This is a genomic window from Candidatus Pelagibacter communis, assembly GCF_001180105.1.
Classification (GTDB): domain Bacteria; phylum Pseudomonadota; class Alphaproteobacteria; order Pelagibacterales; family Pelagibacteraceae; genus Pelagibacter; species Pelagibacter ubique_K.
Genome location: NZ_CVSO01000002.1, coordinates 25865 through 48801 on the forward strand (window position 1 = coordinate 25865; position 22937 = coordinate 48801).

Genomic DNA, 22937 nt, shown 5'->3' on the forward strand with positions numbered 1-22937 from the left:
AGTTTTAACATACTTAACTTGTTTTTCACATTAAAGACACTATATACATTGTCATGGTCGATGATTTTAGAGGTAGAGGTGGAAGTCCATGGGGATCACCCCCTGGAGGAGGTTCAGGAAATGGATCTGGAAGAAGAGGTCCAACTCCACCGAATATAGATGAATTAATAAAAAATCTTCAAGATAAAATAAATAAATTTCTACCTGGGGGAGCTTCAGGTGGAGGAAAACCAATTATTTTTGGACTTACAATTTTGGTTATTGTGTGGGCACTGAGCGGACTTTACAGAGTTTTACCAGATGAACAAGGTGTAGTTTTAAGATTTGGTAAATTTGTTTCAACAACACAACCTGGATTAAATTATCATATTCCTTTTCCAGTGGAGAGTGTTTTAACTCCCAAAGTAACAAAAGTTAATAGAATTGATATTGGTTTTAGATCAGAAAGAGATACAGGTTTTACATCAGGTGTTGTAGCTGATGTTCCCGAAGAGAGTTTAATGTTAACTGGAGATGAAAATATTGTAAACATAGACTTTTCTGTTTTTTGGGTAATAAAAGATGCTGGAAATTTTTTATTTAAGATACAAGATCCTGAGGGAACGGTAAAAGCTGCAGCAGAAACAGCAATGAGAGAAGTAATAGCTAGAAGTGACATTCAACCAATTTTGACTGAAGGAAGGTCACAAATAGAGATTGATGCAAGTGAGATTATACAAAATATTTTAGATGAATATCAAAGCGGAATTCAAATAACACAGGTACAAACGCAAAAAGCAGACCCACCAGATCAAGTAATTGATGCGTTCAGAGATGTTCAGGCTGCAAGAGCTGACATGGAAAGATCAAAAAACGAAGCTGAAGCTTATGCTAATGATGTAATCCCAAGAGCACGGGGTGAAGCTGAAAAAATCTTACAAGCTGCTGAAGCGTATAAAAAAGAGGTTGTTGCAAAAGCAGAGGGTGAAGCAAGTAGATTTACCGCAATTTTTAATGAGTACAAAAATGCAAAACAAGTTACACAAGAACGTATGTATCTTGAAACGATGGAAAAAGTTTTAGCAGATATAGATAAAGTAATAATAGAGAAGAATGCAGGATCAGGAGTTGTTCCTTACTTGCCACTTCCAGAATTAAAAAAGAAAACAAATTAAATGAAAAAAATTATTCTTCCAATAATTGGTGTTCTAGCTTTGACAGTATTCTTTTCAATTTTTATTGTAAAAGAAGTAAACCAAGCGATAGTACTTCAGTTTGGTGATCCAAAAAGAATTATACTTAAACCTGGTTTAAATTTTAAATTACCGTTTATACAAAACGTTGTATTTTTAGATAAAAGAATTTTAAATTTAGATGCTCCACCAGAAGAGGTAATTGCATCAGATCAAAAAAGATTAATCGTTGATGCATTTGCAAGATTTCAAATTGTGGATCCATTAAAATTTTATATTTCTGTTGGAAATGAAAGAGTTGCTAGATCAAGATTATCAACAATTATTAACTCAAGAATAAGAAGTGTTTTAGGTACTCAAGAACTTCAAACTTTATTATCTGAAGATAGAAATAAACAAATGGCTCTTATTCAAGAAGGAGTTAATAATGAAGCACAAAACTTTGGTATAAAAATAGTTGATGTAAGAATTAAAAGAGCAGACTTACCACAAGCAAACAGTGATGCAATTTATAGAAGAATGCAAACCGAAAGGGAGAGGGAAGCAAAAGAGTTTAGAGCAAAAGGAGCAGAGATGGCTGTAACAATTACTTCTACAGCTGATAAAGAAGTTACAGTTATTCTTGCAGAGGCTCAAAAAAAATCAGAGATCATGAAGGGTGAAGGTGATGGTCAGCGTAATAAAATATTCGCTGATGCTTTTGGAAAAGATGCAGAATTCTTCGCTTTCTATAGAGCTATGCAAGCTTATGAAAGAGCATTAATAGGTGGTGAAACCTCTCTTATAATGTCACCTGACAGTGAATTTTTCAAATTCTTTGGAAACGTAAAAGCACAAATTAAAAATTAGTAAAATGGACGACTTAATTGTCGCTTTCGGTTTATTTCTCTTTATTGAGGGAATTCTTTATGCCTTATTTCCTTCAAAAATGAAAAGTATGTTAGAAAAACTAAAAATGGTTAATGATAAACAATTAAGATCAGGTGGAATTATATTCGCTTTAATTGGTTTCTTTATTATATGGTTTATTAAAGGATAACGATAATGAGGGCTCTCAGATCAATATTTTCAATTATAGTTTTTATATTTTTCAGTCACTCAGCAATTTCACAAGAAAGACCTGCTTCATTTGCTGATTTAACTGAAAAGTTAATGCCTGCCGTTGTAAACATTTCAACATCTACAACTGTTGTTAAAAACGTAAATCCTTTTCCATTTGAATTCCCGCCAGGATCACCTTTTGAAGACATGTTTAAAGAGTTTGGAACACCTCAAAAAAGAAAATCAAGCGCACTAGGCTCAGGTTTTATAATTGATAAAAAAGGAATTGTTATTACTAATAACCACGTAATTCAAGGCGCAGAAGATATATTTATTAGAACAAATGAGAATAAGGAATATAAAGCAAAAATTTTAGGAACCGATCCTTTGTCTGATGTTGCGGTTTTACAAATTATTACTGATGATAAATTTGAAACAGTAAAATTTGGAAATTCAGATACTGCAAGAATTGGAGATTGGGTCATAGCAATTGGAAATCCATTTGGATTAGGTGGAACAGTTACCGCAGGAATAGTTTCAGCAAGAAATAGAAATATTGGTATGGCACGTTATGAAGATTTTATTCAAACTGATGCATCTATAAACTCAGGAAATTCTGGAGGTCCGCTATTTAACATGAAAGGAGAAGTGGTAGGAATTAATACTGCTATATTAGGTCAATCAGGATCCATCGGTATTGGATTTGCTATACCATCAAACAGTGCGAAATTAGTAATAGATCAACTTTTAGAATTTGGTGAAACAAAAAGAGGTTGGTTAGGGGTAAGAATTCAAACAGTTACAAAAGAAATAGCTGATGTAGAAAAATTGAAAAAAGCAAGAGGTGCATTAGTTGCAAGTGTTGCGCCGGGCAGTCCATCAGATAAAGCCGGGATAAAGGATGGTGATATAATTCTAGAATTTGACGGAAAAAAGATTAATGAGATGCAAGAACTTCCTTTAATTGTTGCACAAACAAAAGTCGGAAAGGTTGTAAATGTTAAAGTTTGGAGAAATAAAAAAGAAATTACAAAAAAAATTACGTTAGGTAGATTAGAAACTTCTGAGGATTTTAAAGCAGAAAAACCAACAAAACCTAAAACGACTTTCATAGATGGATTAAAAATTGAAGTAAGAAAAATAACAAGAGATGATTTAGTTGAGAAAAAAATTCCATTAAATACAACTGGAGTTGTGATCACAAAGATAGATACCGAAAGTCCTATAAACTATTTAAAAGTTGGTGATTTAATAGTTGAAGCTCAAAAAAGAAATATTAAGAGTCCAACTGAACTAAATAATTTAGTAAATGCAGCTTTAAAAACATCAAGTAAAACAATTTTAATAGCTGTGATTAATGATCAAAATCAAAAAAGATATATAGGTGTCAAACTAAAATAACATGGACTACAAGTCCAAAATCATTCTTATTGCTGGTCCTACAGCCTCTGGAAAATCAAAAATAGCAATCAACCTAGCGAAAAAAATCAATGGAGAAATTGTTAATGCAGACAGCATGCAAGTTTATAAACAACTTAAAATTCTAACAGCAAGACCTTCAGAAAAAGATCAAAAAACTATTAAACACCATTTATTTGGCATCATTGATGTGCGGAAAAGATTTTCGACTGGCCAATGGCTTAAAAAGTGTATCAAAATAATTAATCTAATTAGAAAAAAGAATAAAACTCCAATTATTGTTGGTGGAACTGGCCTCTATTTTAAAGCTTTAGTGGATGGATTAGTAAGCATTCCAAAGTTCAAACCTTCAGAAAAAAACAAGATACTTAAGCTTCATAAAAAATTGGGCCAAAAGCAATTTTATAAAAAATTAGTCAAATTAGATCCTGTCTCTAAAAAATTTGTTAATTCAAATGATGTTAATAGATCAATTAGAGCGTACGAAGTTAAAAAGCTTACAAAAAAATCATTATACAAATGGTTTAAAGAAACAAAGACCTTTTTTGATAAGAATGAGTTTGTGATGACTTATGTGGATTATCCAAGAGACAAATTAATAAAGAATATTAAAAAAAGAATAGATAGGATGTTTGATTTAGGAGCCATAAAAGAAGTAAAGAAATTTAATCTCATTAAAATTAACAAACTGAATAGCGTTAATCATGTGATTGGTATTAAAGAGATAAACACTTTTTTAAGTAAAAAAGCTGAATTGAACGATATTAAAGAACAGATATTAATAAAAACTAGACAATACGCCAAAAGACAGAGTACTTGGTCTCGAGGTCATATGATTAATTGGCACAAAATTGATCCAAAATCAAAAAATCCATTCAAAAAAATTTTAAAATAATTTCTGCTAAAACTTGACCAATTAGCTCAACTTCAGCTAGATTGGCCAAATGTCTAAATTATATTCAGGTGCAGAAATTGTTTTCAAATGTCTTGAGGATCAAGATGTAGAATATATATTTGGTTATCCTGGTGGTGCGGTTCTTCCAATTTATGATGAATTAAAAAATCACGAAAGTATAAAACATATTTTAGTAAGACATGAACAAGGTGCGGGACATGCAGCAGAAGGTTATGCAAGATCCTCGGGAAAGCCTGGTGTTGTATTAGTTACTTCTGGACCAGGTGCAACTAATGCCGTTACTGCTTTGACAGATGCATACATGGACTCTATACCGTTAGTTTGTATATCTGGACAAGTTCCTACTCATTTAATTGGTACAGATGCGTTTCAAGAGTGTGACACAACAGGAATAACAAGACCATGCACAAAACATAATTGGCTTGTAAAGGATGTTAAGGACTTGTCAAAAATCATACATAAGGCTTTTGAAGTTGCCACAACAGGAAGACCAGGACCAGTTCTAGTTGATATACCAAAAGATATTCAGTTTCAAAAAACAAAATATGTTGGTTCAATCAAAAGAAAAAAACTAAACGGTAAAATTCATAACAAATTTAATCAAAGTGAAATTGATCAACTTGTAAAGTTAATGATAAATTCATCAAGACCAATATTATATACTGGCGGAGGTGTAATTAATTCTGGGCCAAAGGCTAGCGAGTTATTAAGAGAACTCGTATCACTCACAGGTTTTCCAATAACTTCTACTTTGCAGGGCTTAGGATCATATCCTGGTGATGACAATCAATTTTTAGGTATGCTTGGTATGCACGGAACTTATGAAGCAAACAATGCAATGCATGATTGTGATTTGATGATTAACATTGGCGCGAGATTCGATGATAGAATAACTGGAAAGATAGATGAGTTTTCACCAAAATCGAAAAAAGTTCATATAGATATCGATCCATCATCTATCAATAAAAATGTAAAAGTTGATTTACCAATCGTCGGTGATGTTTCTGAGGTGATGCTTTTGGTAATAAAGACTTTAAAGAAAAAGAATCCGAATTTTGCAAGCTCTAATAAAGAAAAAACTTCGAAATGGTGGGAGAAAATTTCTGAATGGAGATCAGTCAACTCACTTAATTTTATAAACAGTGATAAAACTATAAAACCACAACACGCTATTCAAAGATTATATGAACTTACAAAAGAAAAAGATACTTATATAACCACTGAAGTAGGCCAACATCAAATGTGGGCAGCGCAACATTATAAATTTAATAAACCAAACAGATGGATGACGTCTGGAGGTTTGGGAACAATGGGATACGGTTTGCCCGCAGCAGTTGGCGTTCAAATTGCACATCCTGATAAATTAGTGGTTGATATAGCAGGAGAGGCCTCTGTGTTAATGACAATACAAGAGATGTCTACAGCAGTTCAGTATAATTTACCTATTAAAATTTTTATTTTAAACAACGAGTATATGGGAATGGTAAGACAATGGCAGGAACTTCTTCACGAAAAAAATTATTCAGAAAGTTACACTGCAGCGCTTCCAGATTTTGTAAAACTAGCTGAAGCTTATGGATGTGTTGGTATAAGGGCCAAAACTCCTGACGAACTTGATGAAAAAATTAAAGAAATGATAAACGTAAACAAACCAGTTATTTTTGATTGTCTAGTTGACAAAGAAGAAAATTGTTTTCCAATGATACCATCTGGTAAACCACATAACCAAATGTTATTAGGTCCAAATGATCAAAAAGAAAATAAGATTACTGGAAAAGGAAAAACTTTAGTTTAATGTCGAAACCTAAATCAGCTTACAGTATCCCTGGAAAAAAACAAAAAAATGATACACATGTTATTGTTGTTTGGGTCGATAATGAGGCAGGTGTTTTAGCAAGAGTTGTGGGTTTATTTTCTGGGAGAGGTTACAATATCGAGTCTTTAGCAGTTGCTGAAGTAGATCCAAAATTAAATATTTCAAGAATTACGATAGTCACAACAGGAACACCACAAGTAATAGAACAGATTAAACTCCAATTAGGAAAATTAGTACCTGTTCATAAAGTTGCTGATTTTATGAGAGGTGATAAAAAAATCATTTTTAAAGAAATGGCTTTGCTAAAGATTGTTGGAAACAACGTAAAAAGAAATAAAGCTATTAAGTTTTGCAAAAAATTTAATCCTGTTGTATTAGATAAAACAAATAAATCAGTGGTAATACAAATAACTGCTTTAAGAAGAGAGATAGATACTATAATGAATGATCTTAAAAAGACTGGTCTAGTGAGTGTATCGAGAACTGGTGCTGTAGCAATGACTAGAGGGGCTGAAGTTTTTAAATAATTTAAGGAGAATATTATGAAGATGTTTTATGAAAAAGATACTGATCCAAATCTAATTAAGAATAAGAAAATTGCTATTTTCGGGTATGGTAGCCAAGGACATGCTCATGCCTTAAACTTAAAAGATAGCGGGGTTAAAGAGGTCGTCGTAGCACTAAGAGATGGTTCTGCTAGCAAAGCAAAAGCTGAATCCAAAGGTTTAAAAGTTATGAATTTATCTGATGCTGCTGAATGGGCAGACGTGATTATGGTTTTAACACCCGATGAACTTCAAGCATCGATTTATAAAAATCACATTGAACAAAGAGTAAAAGAGGGAACTTCAATTGCTTTTGCTCATGGGTTAAATGTTCATTATGATTTAATTAAAGCTAGAAAAGATTTAGATGTTTTTATGGTTGCACCAAAAGGCCCAGGACATTTGGTTAGAAGTGAATTCGAAAAAGGAGGCGGAGTTCCATGTCTTTTTGCAGTTCATCAAAATGGATCAGGTAAAGCTAGAGATTTAGCTATGTCATATGCTTCTGCAATTGGTGGAGGTCGATCTGGTATTATTGAAACAACATTTAAAGATGAAGTAGAAACAGATTTATTTGGAGAGCAAACTGTTTTATGTGGGGGATTAGTTGAACTAATAAAAAATGGTTATGAAACTCTGGTTGAAGCTGGCTATGAACCTGAGATGGCGTACTTTGAAACTGTTCACGAAGTAAAATTGATTGTAGATTTAATTTATGAAGGTGGAATTGCAAATATGAATTATTCAATTTCTAATACTGCTGAGTATGGGGAGTATATGTCTGGTCCAAGGATCATTAATAAAGAGGAAACAAAAAAAAGAATGAAAGAAGTTCTTCAAGATATTCAATCAGGTAAATTTACCAAGCAGTGGATGGATGAATGCAAAAATGGCCAGAAAAATTTTCTTAAAACAAGAGAGAAACTTGCTGAACATCCAGTTGAAAAAGTAGGTGCTAAATTAAGAGCTATGATGCCTTGGATTTCAAAAAAGAAACTAGTAGATAGCGATAAGAATTAATTTAGAACTAATAAATAACAAGTTTAACTCTTTTATTTTGCAATCTGTGCTAGAGAATGTATTATCTTTATAATTAAATTTATTATTTTATGAGCGACAAAGAAAAAGTTTATATTTTTGACACGACAATGAGAGACGGTGAGCAATCACCTGGGGCTTCAATGAGTGTTGAAGAAAAAATTCAAATTTCAAGAGTATTTGATGAGATGGGAATTGATATAATTGAGGCAGGATTTCCAATTTCGTCTCCTGGTGATTTTGAAGCAGTTTCGGAAATAAGTAAAAGTGTGAAGAATTCTATACCGTGCGGTTTATCAAGAGCATTAAAAAAAGATATAGATGCTTGTCATGAGTCACTTAAGTTTGCAAAAAGATTTAGAATTCATACTTTTATCTCCACTAGTCCAGTTCATATGAAGCATAAACTTGATATGACTAACGACCAAGTTTTAGACGCAATTAAAGAAAGTGTAACTTACGCAAGAAAGTTTACTAACGATGTAGAGTGGTCTTGTGAAGATGGAACTAGAACAGATTTAGATTTTATGTGTAAAACTATCGAGCTAGCAATTAAATGTGGTGCGACTACAATTAATATACCTGATACCGTTGGGTATTCAATTCCTGAGGAATTTGCGCGAACAATAACACATATAAAAAACAACGTACCAAACATTGATAAAGCAATTATATCAGCACATTGCCATAATGATTTAGGTTTAGCAGTTGCAAATGCTTTAGCAGGATTGTCAGCAGGTGTAAGACAAATTGAATGTACTATCAATGGAATTGGAGAAAGAGCAGGTAACGCTGCTTTGGAAGAAATTGTAATGGCTATCAAAACAAGAAATGATTTAATGCCTTATGAAACAGGAATTAAAACAGAACTTATAAGCAAAGCTTCAAAGATAGTTTCAAACGCAACTGGATTTCCAGTTCAATTTAATAAAGCGATAGTTGGTAAAAATGCTTTTGCACATGAGTCAGGAATTCATCAAGATGGAATGTTAAAAAATAGAGAAACATATGAAATTATGACACCAGAAAGTGTCGGTGTTAAAAAAACATCTTTAGTAATGGGTAAACACTCTGGAAGACATGCGTTTAAAGATAAGTTAAATGATTTAGGATATTCAGACTTAACAGATGATGTTGTACAAGCAGCATTTGGAAAATTTAAAGTTTTAGCCGATAAGAAAAAGCACGTTTATGATGAAGATATAATTGCTTTAGTAGATGATAGCTTAATTATTGATAATAAAATAAACGCGATCAACCTAAAATCGTTGAAGGTTTTTGCAGGTACTGGTGAACCCCAAAAAGCTGAGATGACACTGGATGTCTTTGGCGAAATTAAAAAAACTTCACAGACAGGAGACGGCCCTGTTGATGCGACATTTAAGTGTATCAAAGCGCTATATCCTCATGACATGAAACTTTTATTGTATCAAGTCCATGCTGTAACAGAAGGGACTGACGCTCAAGCAACAGTGAGTGTCAAGATTGAGGAAAATGATAGATCTACTGTTGGACAATCTGCAGATACTGATACACTAGTTGCCTCAGCAAATGCTTACTTGAATGCTCTGAATAAAATGTTAATAAAGCGAGAGAAAAAAGCTATGAACGAAAGTATTAAACACCAAAAAGTAAAAGGAATTTAAATGTCAATATTAGGTAAGCTAACACAAATATGGAGCCAGGATATGGCAATCGATTTAGGAACAGCAAACACTCTTGTAGTTTTAAAAGGGCAAGGAGTTGTTTTAAATGAGCCATCAGTTGTAGCTGTTGTAGATAACAAAGGTAAAAAATCAGTTCTTGCTGTAGGTGATGAAGCAAAAACGATGTTAGGTAGAACTCCAGGAAATATTCAAGCTATAAGACCTTTAAGAGATGGGGTTATCGCTGATTTTATTGTTACAGAAGAAATGATTAAACATTTTATTAAAAAAGTTCATAAAAGAAGTTCTTTTGCAAACCCAAGAATTTTAATTTGTGTACCGACAGGTTCAACACCAGTTGAGAGAAAAGCAATTCAAGACAGCGCTCTCGCAGCAGGTGCAAGACGTGTTCAATTAATTGAGGAACCAATAGCAGCTGCTATCGGTGCGGGCCTACCAATATCAGAAGCAACAGGGTCAATGGTAATTGATATAGGTGGTGGTACAACAGAAATCGCAGTTATGTCTCTTGGTGGAGTTGTGTATTCAAATTCTTTAAGAGTAGCAGGTGATGCAATGGACGGCGCATTCGCGAATTATATGAGGAAAGAATATAATTTAATGATTGGTGATAGTACTGCAGAAAAAATAAAAAAAGAAATTGGTACAGCGATTGCAACTAATAATAATACTTATGCTGTAAAAGGTAGAGATTTAAGATCAGGAACACCTAAGGAAGTAGGTATTACCGAAGAGGACTCTGTTGAGGCTTTAAATCCCATTTTAAGAGAAATGATTAATGGAATTAAAGATGCTTTAGAAAACACACCACCTGAATTATCAGCAGACTTGGTTGATATGGGTTTAACTTTAACTGGAGGCGGTGCATTATTAAAGAACATTGATAAAAGATTATCCAAAGAGACTGGTCTACCAGTTCATATTGCAGATGATCCTTTAGCTTGTGTTGCAATCGGAACCGGGAAGGCATTGGAACAAGAGGAAATATTCTCTACTGTATTATCTGAATATTAAAAAACAATGCAAACTAACAGAGATGATTTCATTATCGCAATCAGATCTGCATTTCTTAAAAAAGGAAACCAACAGAGATTTTCATTAATAGCTCTTATACTTTTTTCAATTTTTATAATAGTGCTTGGTAAATATAATTTTAAAGGGGTAAACTTTTTAAAATTATCTATAAAAGAAATCGTTTACAGAACTACATTTATTGTATCTGTTCCAGAAAACTTTGTCATTAATAGCTATCATACAATAAGTGATCATTTTAATTTATATTCAAATTATGAAAATTTAAAAAAAGATTATGAGAGTCTTAAGGCGACAAAGTTAAATGCAGATTTCCTAAAATCTGAAAACGAAGCGCTTAAATCAAAGATTGATGATGTATCAACACAATCATCTGAGTTATTAGCAAAAGTAATTATAGATAAAAAAAGTCCGTTTTTAAGATCGGTAATAGTAAACAGGGGAAGTAAAGATAATGTGATATTGGGAATGGCGGTTTTAGATGAAAAATTTCTTGTAGGAAAAGTTGTCGAAGTAAATTATTCAACATCAAGAGTTCTTTTATTGTCTGATTTAAATAGTAAAATTCCTGTATCTATAGAACCAAATGGTGTCCAATCAATACTTTCAGGAACTGGATCAAGTTTTGGAGAAATTCAATACATTAAAGAAGATTATGAAATAGAAAATAACTCTGAAATTTTCACGTCTGGATCAGGAGGAATTTTCCGTTCGGGAATTCCAATTGGAACAACGATTGGTGATGAGGAAATTGGTCTTGATACGATTAAAATTAAATTTCACTCAGATTTTTCCCAATTGCGTTTGGTAAAAATTGTATCTTTTGAAGAGGTTAAACAAAATGATTGAAATTTCAAAAATATCAATTTTAGGTAAAATTTTTAATTCTTTACCAATTATTATATTATTTATCTCAGTTCTTAATGAATTTGATTTTAACTATCTTAACTTTAAATATTTCTCTTTTAATTTTCCATTTATATTAATTTTTTACTGGAGCTTAAAAGGTGGAGAAAAGCTAGGATATGGCCTCGTTTTTATTGCTGGATTGATAAATGATGTCGTTGTTGGATTACCTATGGGTATAAGCAGTCTTTCATATCTGCTTATATGTGGTTTTGCGGTATACTTAAGAAATATCACACTGAGGCCAAACCTTGTTAAAGATTGGCTCTTTTTTCTGTTCACTATTTCACTAGTGAATTCAATACTTTATATTGTTCTAATTCTATTCTTTGGAATAGACATGAATTTTTATTTCCTATTTTTTAATATTATTTTTACATTTATGTTTTATTATATTTTTTCATATATTTTTGATTATTATTCAAAATTTAATATTACGAGATAATTATGTTTGGCGGTGGAGGAGATTCAGGATACAAAAAACTTAGCACAGTAAATAGAAGAATGTTCATTATGACTGCTGCTAAACTAGTAATATTTGGTGGAATTATAACAAGACTTTTCAGTCTTCAAATAAATGAGAATAAAAAATATTTAACTTTATCTGATAAAAATCGATTAAGAGAGTGGAGATTACCACCTGTCAGAGGAGATTTTGAAGATTTTTTTGGAAATAAAATTGCCAGCAATCTCAAAGTTTATCAATTACATGTGGTACCTGAGCAAGTTGAAGATTTTAGATATTTAATGATAAGACTTAGAGATATCTTAGATATAGACTCTAAAACTTTTAAAAAGATTTTGAAGAAAAAAAGTCAGCAAAAATCTTGGGAGACATTGATAATATCGGAGAACTTAAGCTGGGATCAGTTTGCAAAAATTAATTTTTACCTTCATGAATTATCAGGCGCTAAACCTGTGCTTTCAGTTGCAAGAAACTATCCTTATAATGAAAAATTTACTCATTTACTTGGATATGTTGCTCAAGCAAGTGAAAAAGATTTAATTGAAAATGAAGTTATTAAAAAAAGTCACGTTCCCGGTCTAAGAGTTGGTAAAATCGGTTTAGAAAAAACTTATGAAAATCAATTAATTGGCTCAAATGGTATTCAACGATATGAAGTGAATGCATATGGGAAACGAATTAACCAAATCGATTTTGTTGAAGGTAAAAAGGGAACCAATATTAAACTAACAGTCGACACAGAAATACAAGCTCAATGTAACGAACTTCTTAAAGATAAAGCTGGATCAATATGTGTTATGGATATTTATACTGGTGAATTGATTGCAATGCATTCTTCCCCATCTTTCGATCCAAATTTATTTTTATATGGAATAAGTCATGATAATTGGAATGAAATACTTAATAATCCAAAAAAACCTTTAATAAATAGATCTATACAAGGTTTATATCCTCCAGGATCAACCATTAAACCAATTGTTGCACTTTCTGCACTTGAAAATGATGTGATCTCAACAAAGTTTAAAGTTAACTGCACCGGTAAAACAGAAATGTATGGACAAACATATCATTGCTGGAAAGATACAGGTCACGGTATAGTCAACTTAAGAGATGCTCTTAAAGTATCTTGTGATACTTTTTTTTATGAAATGTCACGAAGACTTGGAGTAGATAGATTAAATCTTACAGCAAAAAAATTTGGTTTAGGAGAAAAAGTATTTAATGGGACTTACAACGAAGAAAAAGAAGGATTAATACCATCAACACAATGGAAAAAGAATGCACTAGGAAGAGGATGGGTTTTAGGAGAAACTTTAATTACTGGTATAGGCCAAGGATATATGCAAACAACACCACTTCAATTGTGTCTTATGACTGCGCAATTGGCCAATGGAGGATTTAAAATTAAACCTAAGATAATCTATGACAAAAATAGTGACACCTATGAAAAAATAAAGTCTGAAATGGAAAAAAATAGAATTGAATTATTAAGCGACTTTCAACAAGACGATGCATTGGTTGACTTTTCTTTAGAGAAGAAAAAACGTGATACTGATCTTTATAAACCTCTGTATAGAAACCAAGAAAATATAAAATTTGTTCTTGAAGCAATGTTTGCATCTACAAATGAAGTTAGAGGCACATCTTATTCATCTAGAATAAGTGATAAAAAATACCAATTTGCAGGAAAAACTGGTACCTCCCAGGTCAAAAAAATTACAGAAATTCAGAGAGAACTTGATTTGGATATATCCCAAATTCCTTATGAAGAAAGAGATCATGCTTTATTCGTAGCATTTGGACCATATGTTAATCCACGGTATGCTTTAAGTGTTTTTGTAGAGCATGGTGGGGCGGGAAGTTCTGCTGCAGCACCCTTAGCAAAAAAACTATTTAAAAATATTGTTGATAGACACGAAGAGAGAGAAAAAATCAGAGAAAAAAGTTTAATGGAAATATAAATGTTTAAAGAAACAGCACTAAGTGGACAAACAACATTCTTTCAAAAATTAAGATCGATGGATTATATTCTTTTAGTCTGCATTTTAATATTAGGTGTCATAAGTTCTTTAGCAATGTATGCAACTGACGGAGGTGAACTTTTATACCATACAAAAAGTCATGTTTTAAGATTTATAATTTTCTTTGGAATGATGTTTGTTCTTTCTTTCTTAAATATAAGATTTTGGCATGCAACTGGTTATTTATTTTATATTATAGTTTTAGGATTACTTATATGGGCATCTCTTTACGGAATTACTGCCTCTGGTTCTCAAAGATGGGTCGATTTGTATTTTATAAATCTTCAACCGTCAGAATTGATGAAAATTGCTATTATAGTTTGTTTTGCAAAATTTTATCACAGAGCCCAGATAAATCAGATTAATCACTTTAAAAATTTACTTGTTCCAATGATGATATTGATTTTACCAATATTGTTAGTTGTCAGTCAACCTGACTTAGGTACCTCAATTTTAATTGCATTAAGCGGAATTATAGTGCTGTGGCTAGCAGGTATTAACTTAAAATATTTTATATATTCAGGTTTGTTTTTATTAATTTCAATGCCTTTTGTTATTGCATTTTTAAAACCATATCAAAAACTTAGAATTTTAACTTTTTTTAATCCTGATAAAGATCCTTTAGGTGCAGGTTATCAAATTATTCAATCTAAAATAGCTATAGGATCAGGTGGTCTTACTGGAAAAGGTTTTTTAAAAGGAACACAAGGTTACCTTGAATTTTTACCTGAGAAACATACAGATTTTATTTTTACGTTATTTTCCGAAGAGCATGGTTTTATTGGGTCGTTAACACTTTTATTTATTTACGGCGTTATTATTTATAGAGTGATAGATATAGGAAAAAACGCTAGAAGTTTTTTTGGTAAACTATTTTGTTTTGGGTTTGCATCATCAATTTTTGTATTTATCACTGTAAATATGTCTATGGTTTTAGGTTTATTACCAATAGTTGGTTCCCCTTTACCGATAATGTCTTATGGCGGTTCTTCAATGTTAGCAACGATGATAGGTTTTAGTATTGTGATGAGTACAAAAATTTATCAAAAGCAACTTATTGCTTAATTTGTCGCAATAATTTTTTACTTTGATATTGTATCTTTAAGAATGAGTAATACTAAAATTGGAATAGTAGGCGCTGGTATTCAAGGCGTTTGTAACGCTTTATTTCTTCAAAAAAAAAACTATGAAGTACATCTTTTTGATAGAGAGGAACCTGGTTCAGCAGCATCATATGGAAATGCTGGTCATTTTTCACCATACGCATCTGTACCACTTAATAGACCAGACATATTAACAGATGTTCCCGCTATGCTAATGAGCTCAACAGGACCATTAGCCTTAAAATGGAATTACGTTCCAAAAATGATTCCATGGTTTTTTAAATTAATTAAAAATTGCACAACAAAAAAAATGATGCATACAGCAAAATACATGCATCAAATTTTAGATTTAGCATTACCTGCTTATGACGAACTATTTGACGAAATTGATCTTGATGGTTTGGTAAAAAAAAATGGCATAATGTATGTCTGGACGAAAAAAAATATAGCTAGTAGAGAATTAGAAATAAAAATAAGGGATCAACTTGGTGTAGAACAACAATTAGTAACTCCTGAAGAAATAAGTGATTTAGAGCCTAATTTAAAAAAATTTTATCATGGTGGAGTTTTTTATCCTAATGCAAGACACACCATAAATCCTAGAAAAGTATTATTGAAATTATTTGATCTTTTTTTAAAAAAAGGCGGCAAATTTAAAAAAAATAACGTAGAAAATATAATTTTCAATGGCGACACACCAATCATAAAGACCCCCAATGAAAAAATAATTTTTGACAAAGTAATTGTTGCATGTGGAGCGTTTTCAAAAAAATTAACTGATAATTTAAATGAAAAAATTCCTTTAGACACGGAAAGGGGATATCATGTTCACTTCAAAAACTGTGAACATTTAATTTCAAGACCTGTTGTTTTTGCAAACAGAGGTTTCGGTATGACACCAATGGAACAGGGTTTAAGAGTTGTTGGAACAGTAGAATTTGGAGGATTAGACAATCCACTTTCAAAATCCAGAATTAAAAATTTAATAGATAATGCAAAATATATGCTTGATGGATTACCTGAGCATGAAGATGAATGGCTAGGATTTAGACCAACACTTCCAGACTTTTTACCAATTATTGGAAGTTCAAAAAATCATAAAAATGTTTACTATTCATTTGGTCATCATCATTTAGGATGGACTTTAGGTGCAATTTCGGGAAAAATAGTATCAAAAATGATTTCGGGAGAAAAAACCAATTTAGATCTGGAACCCTACAGTTCTGTAAGGTTTAGTTAGACTTGATAAGAAAAATTAATTTTGCTTATATATTTTTATTTTTAGCAGTTTTATTTTGGTCTGGAAATTTTTTGGTTGGAAAATATGCTAGTTACCATGAAATTCCACCCTTTTCTTTAAATTTTTATAGATGGTTATTTGCTTGGCTTATTTTAATACCATTTACATATAATGAAATTATTCTTAATAAAAATTATATAATAAATAATTACAAGTTTTTTATTTTGTTAGGAATAACAAGTGTTACAGTTTTTAATTCCATAGTTTATTATTCACTAAATTTTACTCAAGTTATTAGTGGTGTTCTTATGATTTCGACAATTCCAGTAATGATTATGTTCATCTCTTCGATATTAAAGATCGAGAAAGCTAACAAATTTCAATTTATTGGAGTAGCATTATCATTTTTAGGTGTCATTACGATAATTACAAAAGCTAATTTTGACGTTTTAAGAAATCTTAATTTTAATAAAGGTGATCTAACTATGGTTGTTGCAATGTTATCTTGGGCGACATATTCAGCTTTACTTAAAGTAAAAAAACATGATGTATCTCAACTTTGTTTGTTACAAATAATTATTTCTTTTGGTCTACTGTTTTTAATTCCAGTTTATGTTTTTGAGTTTATTTTGGGTTATCGTATTGAAATTAACTTACCCTTTACACTTACGCTTACTTATGTTGTTTTATTCCCAGGCTTATTATCATTCATTTGTTGGATAAAAGGAATTTCATTAATTGGTCCAAACAGATCAGGAATATTTTTACACTTAATGCCAATATTAAGTGCGATAATGGCAATGGTTATTTTTGATGAGAGATTTATGTTTTTTCATGCATTAGGAGCTTTATTCATTTTAAGTGGCATATTAATATCTAATAAGAGAATAAGTAATTAAATGAACTTACCAATAATAAACCACGATGATTATGTTGCAAAAATAAATGACGATAATAAATTTCCCATAAAAAAATTTGGTGAGCTTGCAAAATATCTGATAAGTGAAGGTGTTACTAAAAAATTTATACAACCTGAATTTTGTTCTGTTGAAACATTAAGTAAAGCGCACTCAGTAGACTATATAAATAAAATTAAAAATAAGAATTTAGATACCCAATCTCAAAAAAAAATAGGCTTTCCTTTAAATGATAGCGTAGTTAATAGGTCATTTAGAGCTACAGGTGGAACAGTCTTAGCAAGTAAATTGGCTTTACAAAATCGTTTATCGTGCAACACAGCAGGTGGAAGTCATCATGCAACACGAGATGAAGGAGCAGGTTATTGTGTTTTCAACGATGTAGCAGTTGCAGCTAAGCATGTGCTTTCAAAAAAAAAAATTAAAAAAGTATTGATAATTGACTTAGATGTTCATCAAGGAAATGGAAATTCTGAAATTTTTAAAAAAGATAGATCAGTTTTTACATTTAGTATGCATTGTAAATCAAATTACCCAGCAAAAAAATCAAATAGCGATTTGGATGTTGAATTAAAAGATAATACCGAAGATAAGGAATATATTGATGTTTTGAAAAAGAATTTACTTATTTTAAACAAAGAAAACTTCGATTTGATTTTCTACATTGCTGGAGTTGACATTCATCATAATGATAGACTAGGCAAATTAAAAATCACAGATGAAGGTATAAAAAATAGAGAAGAATTAGTAATTTCTAATTTTTTTGATAAAAAAATTCCATTATGTGGGGTTTTAGGTGGCGGATATAACAAAGATTTTAAAAAATTAGTTGAGCTTCACGCAATTTTACATAAATCTTGTGCATCAATATTATGAAAAAAATTAATTCAAAACTTTCTTCAGAACAAAAATTAGTTCTATTTGAAGAGGGTACTGAAAGACCAGGTTCAAGTATATTAAATGGAGAAAAAAGAGAAGGATCCTATCACTGTGTAAATTGTGATGTAAAATTATTCGACTCTAGTTCTAAATATGAAAGTGGTTCCGGTTGGCCTTCGTTTTACGACTCTTTACCCAACGTGTTTGAAACAAAAACTGATCATCATATTGGTTACGCAAGAACAGAATATCATTGTAAAAATTGTGGTGGTCATCATGGACATATATTTAATGATGGACCTAAACCAACTGGAAAAAGATTTTGTAACAATGGTATCTGTCTAAACTTTAAACCTAAAAAATGATTATTCAATATACACTTTTTTTATTTGGTTTAATTTGGTCATTCTCAATTATTAAAACCCAATCAATTTTTAACAAAAAAGTTGGATTAATATTTAAAATATTTATTTCAAAAATTTCTTGGTTTTCTTTTTTAGCTGCTTGTTACTTTGGATTTAAAAATTTTTCAATTAAACTTACTTTTATTGGGATTTTTGTAAGTATATTGTTTGTTCAACTAAGTTTTTCGTTTATAAAAAAGAAACTTGTAGAAAAGTTTGATGAACAAAAATTACTTAGATTTAAGACTTTTTTTGAAATTTCTTTAATAATTTTGATACTTTATTTTATTTTATTTTAAAAGTTCTTTTAGTTTATTTTCTTTTTCTAAAGCCCTTAATTCAGTGTAACCACCTACATGGTGATCGCCAAAAAAAATTTGAGGGATGGTTCTTTGACCGTTAGATTTTTTGATCATCTCATCTCTTATGTTTTCACCAGATGAAACATCTATTTCGCTAAACTTTAATTTATTTCTTTCAAGCAATCGTTTCGCTGCATCACAAAAATTACAAGAAGGGCCTGTATAAATGAGAATATTTTTCATTTCTTATATATAGTCATTTTTTTTTATTTTTCTTCTTATTTCTTTTCTAGATAATTCAAATTTTTTTCTATGTTTGATACTTTGGTTTTTAGCTCTTTTTCTCCAAAGTCTAAAAGAAGAGGGTTTCAATTTCTTTCTCATTATTTTAATTACGTCACTTTCAGAATATCCAGATCTTTTTTTTATCTCCTCAAAAGTGATGCGGTCCGCCCAGGCAGCCCACACAACCCAATCTGGACTCATAGAATTTGGTTCTGGATTTTTGACCTTTGTGATGGGTCTGTGACCTTTTTTCATAATTTATTAATAAATATTAAAAATTTGCTTAATGCAATTTTTATGGAGTGTGATATATTGGATTTAGATAGTCCTATCTAGCCATCTTTAGCTCCCGGTTTTTTAGGACTATCCTTCAAAAAAGCCTCTAAGCGTTATTTTTAGCACCACATCAATATTTTAGTTTTTGTGATAATAATTATCTTAATATTATGAAATTAGGATTTATTGGAACTGGTGAAATTACAAAAGCTTTAGTTATTGGCATCCTAGGATCGAGATTAAAGTTTAAAAAAATTTATTTATCAGAACGAAATAAAAAAATTTCTTCTTTTTTAAGAAAAAAAAATAAAAAAATTCAAATTGAAAAAGACAACCAGCTTTTAATTGATAAATCAGACTGGGTTTTCTTAGCCGTCACTCCAAATGTCGGCAATCAAATCATAGGAAAACTAAATTTTAAAAAAAAACAAGTTATTGTAAGCTTTATTTCAACAATACAACTTCCAAGATTAAAAAAATTAACTAAAAATAATAAAAATATTGTCCGAGCAATTCCTTTGCCACCAATATCTCTAAGAAAAGGTCCAGTTCCAATATTTCCACCAAATAAAAAAGTAAAAAAATTTTTTTCACATTTAGGTACAGTTATTGAAATAACTAATGAAAAAAAATCTCTTAATTTCTGGTCAACATCTGGAATGATGGCTCCATTCTATGAACTTTTAAACACTTTATCCAAATGGCTTATTTCAAAAGGTGTTAAAAAAAGTAATGCACAAAGTTATATTACTTCATTGTTCATAGCCCTATCTGAGAGTGCATATAGTCATTCAAATAAAGATTTGTCAATTTTAGTGAAAAACTCACAAACACCCAAAGGACTTAATGAACAAGCTGTGCGATCATTAAGAAAATTGAAATTTTATAGTTCCACTGATAAAACCTTAAATGAAATTCTTAAAAGATTAAAAAAATAAATAAAATGAGGGAAATTCTAAAAAACGTAAAAGAAAAACTGATTTCTAAGTATTCAAAAAGTAATAATCCAAAAAAATTTAAACCAAGAATAAAAGCTAGAATAAGAAAAAATAAACATTTACTTGTCAAAAACATAGACAATTTTTTTGATTGGATTAAAGGAGCGGAAATAGTTGAGCTTAAAAAATGTAATACTAGTGAGGATCCTGTAAGACCTGAACTGGATAATAAATTTAGAACTAGTTATGGTAGAAAAATTTATGGAGTAAAATACAAAGGTGAAATTCATGCTGTAATGTGTTTTGCTTTTACTAACGAAATACCAAAAAGTGTTGAGGAATTAGATATGATGAGCAAAGATGCTTTTCTTCAAAGTATCCGTAGAGACTATCAAGTAGGAAAAATAGCGATTGCATATACAGTTTGGTCAAAAAAAAGAGGTGGAGGTAAATTAATTGTAAAAGAGGTATTCAAATTAATTAAGAAAACACATCATTTAAATCGGCTAATTACTTTATCGCCACTCACAGAAATGGCTCGAAAGTTTCATTTAAGTAATGGGGCTATTCAAATACAAGTTAACGAGACCACCCAAAACTTTGAATACGAAAAAGTTTGAAGTTCTTTTTCAAATGAAATACGTTTGATAAGTTAATTCTTATAATAAGGATCTAACTAATGAACAGAAACTTATTCGTACTTTTTTTTAGTCAAATTTTTAGCTTTACAGCTGCACCAGTAACAGTTTTTCTAAGTGGTATTATTGGATCACAAATAAGCCCGTTGAAATCTTTATCAACTTTACCAATGTCAATATCTGTTGTTGGTATCGCACTGGGAGCAATTGTTGCCACCAAAACAATGAGCTTATTAGGAAGAAGGACAGGTTTTATTATTGCAGCTATTTCTAATTCTTTAGTTTCTTTATTGGCCGCATATTCAGTTATGACTCAGAATTTTATTTTATTTTGTTTTGCAAATTTTTTTATTGGGGTTGGAATGGCATTTACTCATCAATATCGTTTTGCTGCAGCTGAAAGTGTTGATAAAGAGAAAATACCAAAAGCAATTTCAATAATTCTTTTAGGAGGTATAGTTTCTGCATTTATTGGTCCAGGCACAGCAAATTTTACAAAAAACTTTTTGTCAGAACAATTATATGTTGGTTCATATGTATCCCTTGCGGTGTATATGTTTCTGCCAGCTATTCTTTTTTTATTTTACAAAAACAATACAATCGAAAAAAAAGATATAAGTTTTATTGGTAGAGGCTATTTTGAAATTATTTCTCAACCTAGATTTTTACAAGCAATGGTAGCAAGTGCATTTGGATACGCAATAATGACCTTTTTGATGACTGCTACTCCAATAAGCATGCATGTAATGGAAAATATGTCATTAGATAAGACAAGTTTTGTTATTCAGATGCATGTTGCATCAATGTTTTTACCATCCCTAATAACTGGAAATTTGATAAAGAAATTCGGACATAGCAAAATTATGTATGTTGGCCTGTTACTTTATGGTGTAACAATAGTCTTAAGTTTACTTGACCAAACTTTTTTTAATTATTTAATTGCTCTGATTTTTCTTGGGTTTGGCTGGAATTTTTTATTCATATCAGGGACAAGTCTTCTGGTAACAACTTACAAAGAGCACGAAAAGTTTAAAGCTCAAGGTTTAAACGATTTTGTAGTTTATTCAGTACACGCAATAGGAAGTTTATCAGCAGGTATATTGTTAGTTTTGACTAATTGGAAGTTAATGAATATCATCTGTATTCCTCTAATAGCAATTATATTGATTACAATATTAAGAGCTGAATTTATTGAAAAAAAAATTAGAAATACTTTTTAAAATCTTCGGCTACCTTTAGTATTTCTAAATCAACAAGACCACCAATTATCAATTGAATAGCAACAATTAAAATAAAGCCTAAACCTATATAAGCAATCCACAAATGTTTTTGAATGTAGTTTGCAAGGTAAGTTGCAAGAGCACCTGTCAAAACGACTGATAGAACCAAACCAAAAACCATAAATCCGAAATTTCCTTTTGCAGCACCAACTACCCCGATAACGTTATCGAAGCTGATTGTAATATCCGCAAAAAGAACTTTATAGACACTTTGTATGTATGAGGGCTGTTTTGATACCTTTGTTGGAGATTTAATTTTTTTGATCTCAAACAAATCTTTTCTTAAATCATTAACGATCCAAACTAAAAGTAAACCACCTAAAATTTTAATAAAATAAAATTTGAACAAGTAGGTTGCAAATACAGCAAAAATAACTTTAAAAACTAAAGCACCTGCAACACCCCACAATATAATCTGTTTTCTGTGTTTAGGAACAAAGTTAGCTGCTATTAGTCCAATTATAATTGCGTTGTCCGCTGCAAGAATTATATCTATGAAGATAATTTGTAAGAGTATAATAGATTGTTCAATCAAGATTCTTCAATAATATAAAATTTCTAATATAATTCAATTAAAAGTAGTGAAATTTTTTATTGATTTAAAGATTTAGACATAATCAAATAGGTTTTTAATAA

25 protein-coding genes are annotated in these 22937 nt (G+C 30.8%); 22 read left to right on the forward strand and 3 right to left on the reverse strand.

Going from position 1 to position 22937, the window contains the following annotated elements:
* Positions 1-53 precede the first annotated feature (53 nt).
* The 19 genes from hflK to AMN84_RS00235 all read left to right on the forward strand — a co-directional run bounded on the left by hflK (position 54) and on the right by AMN84_RS00235 (position 18881).
* Entirely contained in the window at positions 54-1154 is a 1101-nt protein-coding gene (hflK, locus tag AMN84_RS00145; RefSeq protein ID WP_075482270.1) for an FtsH protease activity modulator HflK, read from the forward strand.
* A complete protein-coding gene (hflC, locus tag AMN84_RS00150) occupies positions 1155-2021 on the forward strand; it encodes a protease modulator HflC (protein ID WP_075482272.1) in 867 nt (288 codons plus the stop codon).
* Between the two features lie 4 nt (positions 2022-2025).
* The gene (locus AMN84_RS00155; protein WP_075482274.1) at positions 2026-2211 is read left to right on the forward strand and encodes a DUF2065 domain-containing protein; all 186 of its coding nucleotides are present in this window, start codon (positions 2026-2028) and stop codon (positions 2209-2211) included.
* A 5-nt stretch (positions 2212-2216) separates the two neighbouring features.
* A complete protein-coding gene (locus AMN84_RS00160) occupies positions 2217-3614 on the forward strand; it encodes a Do family serine endopeptidase (protein ID WP_075482276.1) in 1398 nt (465 codons plus the stop codon).
* Position 3615: 1 nt separating this feature from the next.
* Positions 3616-4527 (forward strand): tRNA (adenosine(37)-N6)-dimethylallyltransferase MiaA, encoded by a 912-nt coding sequence (gene miaA, locus AMN84_RS00165; RefSeq protein ID WP_075482278.1) that lies wholly within the window; start codon positions 3616-3618, stop codon positions 4525-4527.
* Between the two features lie 49 nt (positions 4528-4576).
* A complete protein-coding gene (locus AMN84_RS00170) occupies positions 4577-6343 on the forward strand; it encodes an acetolactate synthase 3 large subunit (protein WP_075482280.1) in 1767 nt (588 codons plus the stop codon).
* Positions 6343-6891 carry an acetolactate synthase small subunit gene (ilvN, locus tag AMN84_RS00175; RefSeq protein WP_075482282.1) on the forward strand — a complete coding sequence of 183 codons (549 nt, stop codon included), beginning with the start codon at positions 6343-6345 and terminating at the stop codon, positions 6889-6891. The genes AMN84_RS00170 and ilvN overlap by 1 nt, the downstream gene beginning before the upstream one ends.
* A gap of 15 nt (positions 6892-6906) precedes the next feature.
* Positions 6907-7929, forward strand: coding sequence for a ketol-acid reductoisomerase (ilvC, locus tag AMN84_RS00180; protein ID WP_075482284.1), 1023 nt, complete (start codon positions 6907-6909; stop codon positions 7927-7929).
* 89 nt (positions 7930-8018) lie between these two features.
* Positions 8019-9593 (forward strand): 2-isopropylmalate synthase, encoded by a 1575-nt coding sequence (locus AMN84_RS00185; protein ID WP_075482286.1) that lies wholly within the window; start codon positions 8019-8021, stop codon positions 9591-9593.
* Positions 9594-10628, forward strand: coding sequence for a rod shape-determining protein (locus AMN84_RS00190; protein WP_075482288.1), 1035 nt, complete (start codon positions 9594-9596; stop codon positions 10626-10628).
* Positions 10629-10634: 6 nt separating this feature from the next.
* Positions 10635-11495 carry a rod shape-determining protein MreC gene (gene mreC, locus AMN84_RS00195; protein ID WP_075482290.1) on the forward strand — a complete coding sequence of 287 codons (861 nt, stop codon included), beginning with the start codon at positions 10635-10637 and terminating at the stop codon, positions 11493-11495.
* A complete protein-coding gene (mreD, locus tag AMN84_RS00200; RefSeq protein WP_075482292.1) occupies positions 11488-11997 on the forward strand; it encodes a rod shape-determining protein MreD in 510 nt (169 codons plus the stop codon). Before mreC ends, mreD begins: the two co-directional genes overlap by 8 nt.
* Before the next feature lie 2 nt (positions 11998-11999).
* Positions 12000-13979, forward strand: a complete 1980-nt coding sequence (mrdA, locus tag AMN84_RS00205; RefSeq protein WP_075482294.1) for a penicillin-binding protein 2 — start codon at positions 12000-12002, stop codon at positions 13977-13979.
* Entirely contained in the window at positions 13980-15104 is a 1125-nt protein-coding gene (rodA, locus tag AMN84_RS00210) for a rod shape-determining protein RodA (RefSeq protein WP_075482296.1), read from the forward strand. It abuts the gene before it with no gap.
* A 42-nt stretch (positions 15105-15146) separates the two neighbouring features.
* Positions 15147-16382 carry an NAD(P)/FAD-dependent oxidoreductase gene (locus AMN84_RS00215; RefSeq protein WP_075482298.1) on the forward strand — a complete coding sequence of 412 codons (1236 nt, stop codon included), beginning with the start codon at positions 15147-15149 and terminating at the stop codon, positions 16380-16382.
* 2 nt (positions 16383-16384) lie between these two features.
* Positions 16385-17281 (forward strand): DMT family transporter, encoded by an 897-nt coding sequence (locus AMN84_RS00220; RefSeq protein ID WP_075482300.1) that lies wholly within the window; start codon positions 16385-16387, stop codon positions 17279-17281.
* The gene (locus AMN84_RS00225) at positions 17282-18175 is read left to right on the forward strand and encodes a histone deacetylase family protein (protein ID WP_075482302.1); all 894 of its coding nucleotides are present in this window, start codon (positions 17282-17284) and stop codon (positions 18173-18175) included.
* A complete protein-coding gene (gene msrB, locus AMN84_RS00230) occupies positions 18169-18543 on the forward strand; it encodes a peptide-methionine (R)-S-oxide reductase MsrB (RefSeq protein WP_075482658.1) in 375 nt (124 codons plus the stop codon). The genes AMN84_RS00225 and msrB overlap by 7 nt, the downstream gene beginning before the upstream one ends.
* A complete protein-coding gene (locus tag AMN84_RS00235; protein WP_075482304.1) occupies positions 18540-18881 on the forward strand; it encodes a hypothetical protein in 342 nt (113 codons plus the stop codon). The genes msrB and AMN84_RS00235 overlap by 4 nt, the downstream gene beginning before the upstream one ends.
* Here the strand turns inward: AMN84_RS00235 and grxC are convergent.
* Positions 18873-19127 carry a glutaredoxin 3 gene (gene grxC, locus AMN84_RS00240; RefSeq protein WP_075482306.1) on the reverse strand — a complete coding sequence of 85 codons (255 nt, stop codon included), beginning with the start codon at positions 19125-19127 and terminating at the stop codon, positions 18873-18875. The genes AMN84_RS00235 and grxC overlap by 9 nt on opposite strands.
* Before the next feature lie 3 nt (positions 19128-19130).
* Positions 19131-19427, reverse strand: a complete 297-nt coding sequence (locus AMN84_RS00245) for a TIGR03643 family protein (protein WP_218836768.1) — start codon at positions 19425-19427, stop codon at positions 19131-19133.
* Between the two features lie 188 nt (positions 19428-19615).
* On the opposite strand from AMN84_RS00245, the gene AMN84_RS00250 reads away from it, so the two are divergent.
* Genes AMN84_RS00250 through AMN84_RS00260 form a run of 3 tightly spaced genes read left to right on the forward strand, consistent with a single transcriptional unit; the run spans position 19616 to position 22241 of the window.
* On the forward strand, positions 19616-20383 hold the full coding sequence (locus tag AMN84_RS00250) for a pyrroline-5-carboxylate reductase (RefSeq protein WP_075482309.1): 768 nt from the start codon (positions 19616-19618) through the stop codon (positions 20381-20383).
* Between the two features lie 5 nt (positions 20384-20388).
* Positions 20389-21003 carry a hypothetical protein gene (locus AMN84_RS00255; RefSeq protein WP_075482311.1) on the forward strand — a complete coding sequence of 205 codons (615 nt, stop codon included), beginning with the start codon at positions 20389-20391 and terminating at the stop codon, positions 21001-21003.
* Positions 21004-21062: 59 nt separating this feature from the next.
* Complete coding sequence (locus AMN84_RS00260) at positions 21063-22241, forward strand: MFS transporter (RefSeq protein ID WP_075482313.1); 1179 nt, start codon at positions 21063-21065, stop codon at positions 22239-22241.
* On the opposite strand, the gene AMN84_RS00265 is transcribed toward AMN84_RS00260, so the two are convergent.
* Positions 22225-22836 (reverse strand): YjbE family putative metal transport protein, encoded by a 612-nt coding sequence (locus AMN84_RS00265; RefSeq protein ID WP_075482315.1) that lies wholly within the window; start codon positions 22834-22836, stop codon positions 22225-22227. The genes AMN84_RS00260 and AMN84_RS00265 overlap by 17 nt on opposite strands.
* Between the last annotated feature and the right edge of the window lie 101 nt (positions 22837-22937).